The sequence below is a fragment of the Paenibacillus sp. A3M_27_13 genome, assembly GCF_024213315.1.
GTDB classification, from domain to species: Bacteria; Bacillota; Bacilli; order Paenibacillales; family Paenibacillaceae; genus Paenibacillus; species Paenibacillus polymyxa_B.
Genome location: NZ_JANAVE010000002.1, coordinates 1,376,905 through 1,388,025 on the forward strand (window position 1 = coordinate 1,376,905; position 11,121 = coordinate 1,388,025).

Consider the following 11,121-nt stretch of genomic DNA (forward strand, 5'->3'; position numbering starts at 1 on the left):
CTTTTGCATAATAATCACATAGGCATAACCCTGCAACAATTGGTAGAATTTTATGTATGCGCTTACAAAAATAAAATATTCTTTGCTTCGTACATTTAAAAATCTGAAGGAGGAATGAAGAATGAAATGGAAAAAAGGATTGACTGGTATGCTTTTAGCAGCTTTTTTATGTGGTGCACCAGGTATGGGCATAGCTACGCCGGCACATGCATCCGCTGGCGAGTACAAGTTTGATTTTGGCGGAGGTACGGTCGAAACGGGTTATACCGGTGTGAGTGCTTCGCTGTCCTATGACTCAGCACGTGGATATGGCTTTCGTACCCCTGAGAATATGCGTAATGTCAGCGCTTCGGGGACTGGAGTGGCAAGTGATGCGGTACGGTTCCTGGCTACAGGTACGAAAAGCGAGAATACTTTTGACGTTGATCTTCCTCCTGGTTTGTATGAGGTGTCGGTTACTTTAGGAGATACCTCTCGTTCGAGTATTGCGGCTGAAGGGGTGTATCAGGTCATTAATATGACAGGGAATGGGGCCAAGGATCGTTTTCAAATTCCAGTGACAGATGGACAGCTAAATCTGCTGGTTACTGAAGGCAAAGAGGGCGCGGTCTTCACACTCAGTGCATTGGAAATCAGGCAATTATCTAGCAATCCGGTTACGAATCGAACGATTTATATCGGTGGAGATTCTACGGTTTGTAACTATTATCCGCTAGATAGCAGCGTACAGGCGGGATGGGGTCAACTGCTGCCAGAGTTTGTGAACACGAATACTTTTCAAATTCGCAATATGGCGTCAGGAGGCCAAATTGCTAGAGGCTTCCACCAGGACGGTCAGTTGGAGGCCATCGTCCAATATATTAAGCCGGGGGATTATTTTATTCTCCAATTGGGCATCAATGACACCAATCCAAAGCATAACGAAAGCGAAGCCGAGTTTAAGGACTGGATGAAGGATATGATTCGGCAGGTTAAGGCTAAAGGGGCGACGGTAATCCTGTCAACTCCGCAAGGACGAGCGACTGACTTTAATGCTAACAATGTACACAACGCAGAAAATAGATGGTATAGAAGCGCTATTTTGGCACTGGCTCAAGAGGAACAAACGCCTTTAGTCGACCTGAATGTTCTTAGCTCAGCTTATTTCACTTCTATTGGTAAAGACGCTACACTGGCCTTGTATATGAACGGCGATACACTCCATCCAAACTATGAAGGTGCAAGGGAACTGGCCCGATTGGTAGCACAGGATTTAAAAAGGCAGGGTCTGAGCGGATTCTAAATTTAAACGATGGGTTTTCCCCTGCTTCTTACATTCGTAGGAGCAGGGGTTTTTAGCCTCTGTTCAGGGTGCTATAATTATTGAAAAAGCAATAGTAATACGGAGGAATTAGAACATGCAGCCTTTCACTGCCCGTGTGCTTCAAATTATACTGTTGATCCCTGAGGGAAAAGTAATGACTTACGGTCAAATTGCGGCAGAGGCCGGAAGCCCAAGAGGTGCCAGACAGGTGGTGCGAATTTTGCATACATTGAGCCAAAAACACCGACTTCCTTGGCATAGAGTAGTCAACCGTTTGGGGGAGATTGCTTTGCAGGAGGATGAGTCCGCATCCCTGCAGCGTCTGTACTTGGAGGAGGAAGGCATACGTTTTAATGAAAGCGGGCGTATTCCACTCGATCAATATCTCTATGATCCGCAGGCGGAGATGGAAGAATAGGAACGGAACAAGCTATGCGGTTTTATATTAGATTTGATGATCACAAAAATCCGGGACAAATCAATTATCGATTTGTCCCGGATTTTTTTCATCTAGCATACGAAGCGGATAACTAGAGGTAATCTGTTATTTATAGCATAAGATTCACTTGTCATTTTATCCGATAAGATGCTGCTGATCCCGTTGGGCAAGGTGAAAAGAAATGCTGTTCATCAGCGGTATATCGTTATTTTTCCGGGCTTCCCGGATCAGTTGTTTCTTTTTTTGTTCTGATTCACGTAAAAAGCGGGTCATCCACAAATCAGACGGTTCGTTAGTGGTTGTCATGCGAGATTCTTTTATCATCTATTAACCCTCCCAGTGAGCGGCTGTTATTCTTTCTCTAGTATATGTTCCAAACCTTAATAGATGCTGTTGGTTTCCTTAAAATTAGCTGAAAATTAGGTAAAGTTCAGGTAAAAATAGGTTGAATCAATATCTCATTGGACGAAAAGTAGTATAAAGCGAGTAATCAGGAAGTAAAGGTTACAAAAATGTATTGTTTTGACACCTTGTACCAACATAAACCTGAAAGTACAATTAGAATGCAAAGAGTTCGTGGAAGTTTATGTCGAAAAAAATGGAAAAGATTCGGGGAATGAACCGAAAGGGGAGAGATTCATCTATGAAGCAAAAAGCGGCTGTCGTGCTGCTTGTATTGTCCTTATCATCAGGATTGGCCTCCACTGTACAGTCTGAGAGTTTATCAGGAAATGTAGCATCAAGTACGTCGGTTAGTCCATCTACTGCGGCTACATCGAAGACATCATCCGTAACGGGTCAGGCTTTACCTACATTAACACTCAAGCAGGCCGTGGAATGGGCACAGACGAACAGTTACAATACGCGTACCGCCGAACGGGATGTAGAGCGTCGCAGAATCGAACTGAAAAATGCAGAAAAGGAGCTAGGTTATACACCTGTTGATTCGTTTATAGAGGATGAGTTTTTTGATGATGAAACGTCATGGAGGAATTACAGTTCCTCTACGTTATCCTATCTAGCCAGTAAAAAGCAGGCGCAGTTCGCCAAAGACCAGATTTATTTTAATGTGATGAAAAGCTACCAAAGTGTGTTTATAGCAGAGAATCAGGTGAAAAATGATCTGGAAGCGCTTGAAATCGCCCAAGCGGAGGAAAAGATTGCACTTGCCAAATTTGCACGCGGCAAGCTTTCTGAGTATGCGAAAAACGAGAGTACACAGACCAGAAGCCAGGCTCAGCAAACAGTAGAGCAGGGGAAAATTGCGTTGCAAAAATCTAGGGATGCTCTGAACTTCCTCATGGGACAACCTAACGGAACAGCCTATGAATTGGTTGATCGGCCCGTGTACAAGGAACCGAAGAAGCTGGATATCGAAATACATATACAACAGCTGACAGACATGAATCCAAATTTATGGAAGCTGGAGGATAGTATCAAAACTTCGGAACTTAATGTGAGATACTTCGATTTTAACAGCGGCGCAGGTGCTTATGATCTAGCTAAAATGGATGTCGATACGGCTAAAGAGGAGCTCGACAAAGGTCAAAAGGATTTTGCCGAATCACTCCGTAATTTGTATGCCACGGTTAAGGAAAACCAAAAAAAATATGTACAACTGGAAGAAAGCTTGCGTACGGCAAAAGAGGCCTTGGAGTTATCACGCAAAAAGTGGGACAGAGGTCTAATTATCGAGATGGAATTGAAAAATAATCAGTTGAAAGTGAACCAGATTGAACGGCAAATGGAAGAACTGGCGATCGAGTTGGATCAAAATGAGTATACGTTGAACAAGCCATGGAGCACATAGGGAGGAAAAGGCGTTGGCAGAAACGGTTTTAAATGATGCTTTAATCAAGTTACGGAAAAAACGGAGAAAAAAGTGGATATGGACTGCAATTGTTCTACTGGTTGTAGGTGGAGGCGGAACAGCAGTATATCTGAGTCTGCCCAAGGAGCAGGCGGCACCTTTGGTTCAGGATGAGACGCTTAAAGTAGAGCGCGGCGATGTGAGTGAGAAGCTGGACACGTCCGGTACCGTGCAAGCGTCCAAGGAAGTGAAGTTAAACTTCACGAGTGCAGGTGATAACAAGCTGGCAGTGGTAAATGTGAAAGCCGGGGACAAGGTGAAAAAAGGACAGGTGCTGGCTCTTTTGGACAGTTCAGAAATTAAAATGCAAATTCAGACTGCGTCTGATACTTTGGAAATATCCAAATCCAAGCTGGCTGAATTGGAGAAAGGTCCGAAGGCAGAGGATATTGAAATTCAGAAAACAAATGTACTTCGGGCCAAAATGGCTATCGATACAGCGCAAGAATCATTTGAGCTGGAAGAAGCCGAAAGTCAGAAGAAAACTTCCCAAAAACAGTTGGAACAGGCGCGAAAGGCATATGAAGACCAAAAGTTTTTACATGATGCCGGTGCGGTGTCCAACAGTGAATTGGAGCAGGCAGAGCAAGCACTGGATAAAGCACAGACGGACTATGATGGTCTGGATCTGCAGTTCCGCAAAATCATGTCGCAAAAACGTCGCACCATTTCAGAAGCTGAAATCGGATATCGTACGGCAATGGCAGAGCTTCGCAAAATTCAGGTTCCGGCTGATGCATCCAATATTCAAGCCTCACGGATAGAGGTTCGAAGACAGGCGACGGAACTGGAGCAGAAGAAAAATGAACTGAACAAGCTTCAGGTCACAGCACCTTGGGACGGGGTAATCTTGAAGGTGAACGGGGATGTAGGGACCAGTCCGACGGCTCCATTCATTGTCATGAATAACTCGGATTCCAACGATCTTAAGGTGGTTGTGAAGGTAAGTCAGACCGACATTGTCAAAGTAAAGAAGAGTCTTTCAGCCGTGTTGACTACCAATGCATATCCTGGTGAATCATTTCCAGGGAAGGTGCAATTCGTCTCACCGGAAGCCTCTACGGATGAAGGGATGACGACGTATCTGATGGAATTGTCTGTTCATGACCCGAAAGGCAAGCTCAAAACGGGCATGATTATGAATGTGGCTGTTATTTTGGGAGTACACAAAAATGTGCTGTTCGTACCTGCTACTGCGCTGAGATCGGAAGGGGGACAGGATGGCGTGTATGTTTCCGCTAATAACGCTGCGAATCAAGGGGCGCGCACATTCAAGCCCGTAGAACTCGGATTTTACACGCCAGATCGAGTCGAGCTCAAGTCAGGTGTAAAGGAGGGTGACACGCTTATTGTGCCTGCTCCTGAACCTCCGCCGGACCCTTCTGCTATGGGCGGCATGCAGGGAGGCTTTTAAACGGGTATGAGATACGTCATTCAGATTGAGGATTTGAAAAAAGTGTATCAGGTCGGAGATCAGGAAATTCATGCCCTGCGTGAGGTACAACTTGATATTGCTGACGGTGATTTTGTCGCGATCATGGGACCGTCTGGATCAGGCAAGTCCACGATGATGAATGTCATCGGCTGTCTGGATTTACCTACATCGGGACAATTTTATTTGGATGGCTATTCGATATTAGATGCCCGCGAGGATGAACTGGCTATTATACGTAATCAGAAAATCGGATTTGTATTTCAAAAATTCCATTTGCTCCCGCGAGCAACGGCTTTGGAGAATGTGGAACTGCCTATGATCTATGCGGGTATTCCTGCCAAGGAGCGTCGTTTGCGGGCAATGGAGGCTCTTACTAGCGTAGGTCTAGGCGATCGGATGAACAATAGGCCAAACGAATTGTCAGGCGGTCAGCAGCAGCGGGTGTCTATTGCGCGCGCACTTGTGAACAATCCGGTCATTCTCTTGGCGGATGAACCGACAGGCGCATTGGACTCCAAAACAAGTGTTGAAATAATGGGGATTTTTCAGCGTCTGAATGATCAGGGGAAAACGGTTGTATTGGTTACTCATGATCAGGAGGTTGCAGAATACGCCAAGCGTCTGATTCATTTTCGGGATGGGCGGATTGAAGAGGATCAGCCTGTTGGGAAACGAAGAATGGCGGCAGAGGAAGTGAAGGCATGAAGTTTAAGGAAATTATCCGTGTATCGCTCAACAGTTTGCGAACCAATATGCTGCGATCTTTGCTAACCATGGTGGGCATTATTATCGGAGTGGCCGCTGTGATTATGATTGTAGCCATTGGTAAAGGATCAACGGCTACGATTACATCTCAGATCAACAGTATGGGAAATAATCTGCTGATGATCTATCCTTATGCTCCATATGATGGCTCCAGCTCCATGTCGTTCAGTCAGACGAAAGGAATATCTCTGGAAGATATCGATGCGCTAGAGGAGCAAAAAGCAGTAGCAGAGGTAGCGCCAAGTGCCATGACCAATGCAGATATTACGTGGAGTCGCAATAAGGTCAGCGCGCAAATTGAGGGGACTTCGCTGGCATTCGTTCATGTGAGAAAGCTGTCACTAGCTCAAGGCAGGTCGTTTACCCACTATGAAGTGGATAAACAAATGAATGTGGCCGTGCTTGGGAGTGATGCGGCCCGTAATATTTTTGGTCCGGATGCCTCAAGAGCGGTCGGTGAGACGATCATGATTAAACAGCTTCCTTTTAAGGTGGTTGGTGTGCTGGCAAATTCCAATTCCAATATGAGTAACAGTGGTCAGCAGGTATATGTACCGATTACAACGGGGATGGAACGGCTAGGCAATATGAGTATTCAGCAGGTGAACGCCTCTGCAACAACAGAGGAGAAGATTAATCAGGCAAGTGCTGAAATTCGGCAGGTGCTACGTGCCAGACATGAGCTAAAGCCATCAGAGGGCGATGACTTTCAGATCATGACCCAGACGGAAATCTTAAAAACAGTGTCCGGGGTTGATCGGATTATGAATATGCTGCTGGCCGGTGTAGCTGCAATTGCGCTTGGCGTTGGAGGTGTCGGCATTATGAATATTATGCTGGTGTCCGTCACGGAACGTACGAGGGAGATCGGGATTCGTAAAGCGATTGGTGCGCAACGCAGTGATATTATGCTGCAGTTTGTGGCTGAGGCTGTTTTTCTCAGTCTGATGGGTGGACTGGTTGGCGTAATGGTGGGTCTCGGAGGTGCAAAGCTGCTCGAGAAATTCGTCCAAATGCCGATTGTGTATTCGATAGAGCCCGTGCTTTACTCTTTTCTGTGCTGTATGGGGGTTGGAGTGTTGTTCGGAGTATATCCGGCGCGAAAGGCGTCGAAGCTGCGTCCAATTGATGCTTTAAGATACGAATAAGGGAGCGGGTACTTCGCCTTACTCGAAAGAGCAGGGTGCAAAGTACCCGTTTTTTTGTGTTAAATAAGTGTTTTAAATGATAAAAAGACATGAATAACCGCCTTAATTTTATATATGTGATGTTTTATATGCTTTTTAAGGTTGATTTATTGTTATATATGACGTATTATATTCATTATTAGATCGCAAGAAAAAAGGAGGGACGTTCATCATCGACCTTACGGCAAGACAAGTAGAAATTTTAAACATCGTACAAAAGCATGCCCCGATTACCGGGGATCAGATTGCGGAAATGCTTAATCTCAGCAAGGCGACCATTCGGACCGACCTATCCAAATTGGGCATTCTGAATTACATAGATGCAAAGCCCAAGGTCGGATATTTTGTTGGAAAGCGGGGCACGCCGAACCGGGAGGAAAAATTCCGGCTGTTGCAAATGAAGGTCGGCGATCTTCATGGGGTTCCAGTCATCGTACGAGAAACAACCACGATTCAGGAAGCTGTCGTAGCTCTCTTTTTGGAAAATGTGAGCAATTTGATCGTCACCGATGAAGACGGAGATTTGGCAGGGGTAGCTTCCCGCAAGGATTTGCTTAAGGTAACGTTAGGGAATCCCAATGCAGCAACCATTCCTGTCAGCCTTGTGATGACCCGACAGGCGAATGTTGTCACCGTTTCCCCAGAGGATACGGTATTAGAGGCAGCGCGCAAAATTATTGCCCGTCAAATCGACAGCCTGCCTGTTGTCGTCCCTTCCGACTCCGACAAGCCAGGGGAGCACTGGAAAGTCGTGGGACGCATTACAAAAACGAATATTATTAAAATGTTGCTCGATATGGTAGCAGAGGATTAATGGGAGGAATCGAATGGTTCAGGTGAGCAGTCATTTTATAGCGATCTGTTCAGACTCGATTGGCGAGACGGCAGAAGCTGTCGTACAGGCGACCATGCGCCAATTTGAGTTACCGGACACAGAGATCAAAAGATTTATGAACGTGAGGGATGAAGACGAACTGAGCCGGGTGATGGAGGAAGTTGCCGAGCGTAAAGGCTTCGTAGCTTATACGCTGGTACAGCCAGAATTGAGAGAAGCGATGAAAGAGGAGGCTGTCCGGCTGAATGTGCGGGCTGTCGACATTATGGGACCGATGATGCAGGCGTTTGCTGATACGTTCCATAACGATCCCAAAGAGAAGCCTGGTCTGCTGCACCGACTGGACGATAACTATTTTCGCCGTGTAGAGGCCTTGGATTTTGCGGTTCAATATGATGATGGTAAAGATGTGAGCGCCATTCTCAAAGCGGATATTGTATTGCTTGGAGTATCCCGTATTTCCAAAACCCCTTTATCCATGTTTCTCGCGCATAAAGGTTATAAAACGGTCAACATACCGATTGTACCGGAGCTGACACCGCCTGTTCAGTTGAAGGATGTTCAGCGTGGTCGAGTATTCGGATTAACGATCGAGCCAGAGTTACTGTTGAAAATACGCAGTGAGCGACTAAAGGTTATGGGGCTTCCTAATAATGTGCAGTATGCTACAGCGATGAGGGTAGAAGAGGAAATAGCGTATGCGCAGTCTTTGTTTAAAGAGCTGAATTGTCCGGTTATTGATGTTACAGATAAGGCGATTGAAGAGACGGCAGGTTTAATTATCAGAATGTTATAGAGCCTAGTAGCTGCTCATATAACTAAAAATTAAAATCGTAGGATACAGGAGTTTAATAGATAAATAGAAAGATTGCAGCAAAGTTGCCCTAAATAGTTCATTTGCTTAAGGGTAACAATTAATTTTTAGGAGAGGTGGAGGGATAGGTATGGAGAGTCAAATGGCATTGGAATTCGTTCGGGTAACAGAGGCAGCGGCACTGCAATCAGCACAATGGACAGGGCGTGGAGATAAGAATAGCGCAGACGAGGCGGCTACGGTAGCCATCCGCACTCATTTTAATGCGGTATCCATGGACGGCACGGTCGTCATTGGCGAAGGCGAAATGGATGAGGCTCCCATGCTGTATATCGGGGAAAGAGTAGGCAATCGCAGGGGACCGGCTATGGACATCGCTGTCGATCCACTAGAGGGAACCGAAACAGTAGCAAATGGTTTGAATAACGCTCTGTCGGTCATTGCTGCTGCACCTCGTGGTAGTCTACTCCACGCTCCAGATATGTACATGCAAAAAATGGCCGTTGGCCCGGCATTGGCTGGAAAGCTATCACTTGAGGACCCAATTCCAACTACATTGTCAAAAGCTGCACGAGTACTCGGTAAATCCTTGTCTGATCTTACCGTGTCCATTCTTGATCGTACACGGCACGCCGGGATCATCAAGCTTCTGCGGGAAAGCGGCGTTCGAATCAAACTGCTTGGCCATGGGGATGTGATGGGCGCGATTGAAACATGCCTGGATAGCGGTGTAGATTTGCATATCGGTTCTGGTGGCGCTCCTGAGGGTGTATTGGCCGCTGCAGCGCTGAAATGTATGGGCGGAGAAATCCAGGGTCGCCTGCTGCCTCATGGTGAAGAAGAGATTGAGCGTTGCAAGCGTATGGGGATTACTGATCCCGGTGCGTTGCTCTCCATGGATGATATGGTCGGACGCCAAGGCGTGATGTTTGTGGCTACAGGTGTGACACCTGGAGAGTGGTTGCAGGGGGTTCGTTCTCTTCCTGGTCACAGAGCGGAAACTCATTCAGTCGTAATGCACTCAGAAACAAAAACGATTCGCTTCGTGCGGAGTATTCATCATACAGCGGATTCTTCCGGTACGCTTGCGGTAGCGGCATCCTCTTGAACATTGAAGTCATGGCTTCCTAAATCTGTTCCCACAGTAGGCGAAAGGTTCTTCTTCACCTTGCATCGTCCAGAGGTGAATTCAAAGCAGAAGTTTCGTATGCTGTAAACACAATACGGAGATTAAGTTTATCGTTTAACAAACAAGGAACGATAGTTCAAAAAAACAGCGGTATCTAGGACTCATCCAAGGATACCGCTGTTTTTCATATTTCGGGGTCATTCTAACTGTCATGGAACAGATGAAGTTATCAACTCCATGGAATACGCATCGAGTATAACCTCACTTTCATTGAGTGACGTAAGTATAATTATTTTTGCCGTTTTTTGGTCCGTATTAGAAATGTGTTTTTCATTTACGTGCTTTTTTTATTAAACACACAGTCAGATAACCTAGTGCTACTATTTCTGTGCTTATAAAGCAAACTCTTAAACCATCTATTTCTACTTTTCGAGTAAGTAAATAAATAGCGAAGAGGCCAGTGAAAAATGTAAGGATTAAGTTCATGATAAATTTCTTCATAATTATCAACTTCTTCTGAGAAAAATGCATCCAAAAAGAATATAAATAGTATTACTAGCATCAAAATCAAATGAAATACAAGAAGCATCAACCTTCGAAAACATCTAAGAACTAATTGACAAAGCAAATCTTTATGGAAATTAGAATAACGTAGATTTAAGCAAAATTTCCACCTATTAGGATTATGAACCACTTTGGTGTATTATCTATAGTTGTCTATCAAAAGGAATTAATTTCAAGTAGAATTAATTTGGTATGCGTGTTAAATTACTAGTCCAGCCGATAGAACAAGATCAAAGATTTTTAATAAGTTCGAACAAGCTGGGAATTTTTACAGGTAGACTTGATCGGTTTAAATTGATATATTATTATCCCAGCCCGAAAGTGATTGTTAACTAAATAAGGTTTGGATAACTCACCTGGAATTATTTACAGGTTGATTAAATTAGATGAAAATGTTATATTATTGTTCTGGCTCAAAATGCCGCATGAAAATTTGATCTTTGAAAACTGAACAACGAGTGAGTACGGATTTTGTTTACAAAATCCAACGCTGAAATTTTGGTACATGCCATCGGGCTGTATAAAATGGAAGCAAACAAGAGATATTTTATCTCGTCAGTTTCAAAATGAGCTTATCGCTCTTTCTATAAACCAACTTCGGTTGGTCTTTAATGGAGAGTTTGATCCTGGCTCAGGACGAACGCTGGCGGCGTGCCTAATACATGCAAGTCGAGCGGGGTTGTTTAGAAGCTTGCTTCTAAACAACCTAGCGGCGGACGGGTGAGTAACACGTAGGCAACCTGCCCACAAGACAGGGATAACTACCGGAAACGGTAGCTA

10 protein-coding genes and 1 rRNA gene are annotated in these 11,121 nt (G+C 45.0%); 10 read left to right on the forward strand and 1 reads right to left on the reverse strand.

The genetic code is table 11. The annotated features are described in order from the left end of the window. Positions 1-121: 121 nt before the first annotated feature. On the forward strand, positions 122-1,282 hold the full coding sequence (locus NLX82_RS12875; protein WP_028542328.1) for a rhamnogalacturonan acetylesterase: 1,161 nt from the start codon (positions 122-124) through the stop codon (positions 1,280-1,282). A gap of 115 nt (positions 1,283-1,397) precedes the next feature. Further along, positions 1,398-1,721: an MGMT family protein gene (locus tag NLX82_RS12880; RefSeq protein ID WP_023988438.1), complete on the forward strand. Its 324-nt coding sequence runs from the start codon at positions 1,398-1,400 to the stop codon at positions 1,719-1,721. Positions 1,722-1,877: 156 nt separating this feature from the next. Here the strand turns inward: NLX82_RS12880 and NLX82_RS12885 are convergent, their stop codons facing one another. Then, positions 1,878-2,066 (reverse strand): hypothetical protein, encoded by a 189-nt coding sequence (locus tag NLX82_RS12885; protein ID WP_013370989.1) that lies wholly within the window; start codon positions 2,064-2,066, stop codon positions 1,878-1,880. Between the two features lie 319 nt (positions 2,067-2,385). On the opposite strand from NLX82_RS12885, the gene NLX82_RS12890 reads away from it, so the two are divergent. From NLX82_RS12890 to NLX82_RS12925, 8 genes are all read left to right on the forward strand, one after another. Next, positions 2,386-3,552 (forward strand): TolC family protein, encoded by a 1,167-nt coding sequence (locus NLX82_RS12890; RefSeq protein WP_053325355.1) that lies wholly within the window; start codon positions 2,386-2,388, stop codon positions 3,550-3,552. A 13-nt stretch (positions 3,553-3,565) separates the two neighbouring features. Beyond that, positions 3,566-5,026, forward strand: coding sequence for an efflux RND transporter periplasmic adaptor subunit (locus NLX82_RS12895; RefSeq protein ID WP_028542326.1), 1,461 nt, complete (start codon positions 3,566-3,568; stop codon positions 5,024-5,026). Positions 5,027-5,032: 6 nt separating this feature from the next. Further along, positions 5,033-5,752, forward strand: coding sequence for an ABC transporter ATP-binding protein (locus tag NLX82_RS12900; RefSeq protein WP_023988440.1), 720 nt, complete (start codon positions 5,033-5,035; stop codon positions 5,750-5,752). Further along, on the forward strand, positions 5,749-6,960 hold the full coding sequence (locus NLX82_RS12905) for an ABC transporter permease (protein WP_023988441.1): 1,212 nt from the start codon (positions 5,749-5,751) through the stop codon (positions 6,958-6,960). Before NLX82_RS12900 ends, NLX82_RS12905 begins: the two co-directional genes overlap by 4 nt. Before the next feature lie 238 nt (positions 6,961-7,198). Beyond that, positions 7,199-7,813 carry a helix-turn-helix transcriptional regulator gene (locus tag NLX82_RS12910; protein ID WP_223822107.1) on the forward strand — a complete coding sequence of 205 codons (615 nt, stop codon included), beginning with the start codon at positions 7,199-7,201 and terminating at the stop codon, positions 7,811-7,813. A gap of 13 nt (positions 7,814-7,826) precedes the next feature. Further along, positions 7,827-8,630 (forward strand): pyruvate, water dikinase regulatory protein, encoded by an 804-nt coding sequence (locus NLX82_RS12915; protein WP_025723337.1) that lies wholly within the window; start codon positions 7,827-7,829, stop codon positions 8,628-8,630. Between the two features lie 148 nt (positions 8,631-8,778). Further along, on the forward strand, positions 8,779-9,756 hold the full coding sequence (gene glpX, locus NLX82_RS12920) for a class II fructose-bisphosphatase (RefSeq protein WP_013310165.1): 978 nt from the start codon (positions 8,779-8,781) through the stop codon (positions 9,754-9,756). 1,193 nt (positions 9,757-10,949) lie between these two features. Next, positions 10,950-11,121, forward strand: a 16S ribosomal RNA gene (locus NLX82_RS12925); the annotation flags it as partial.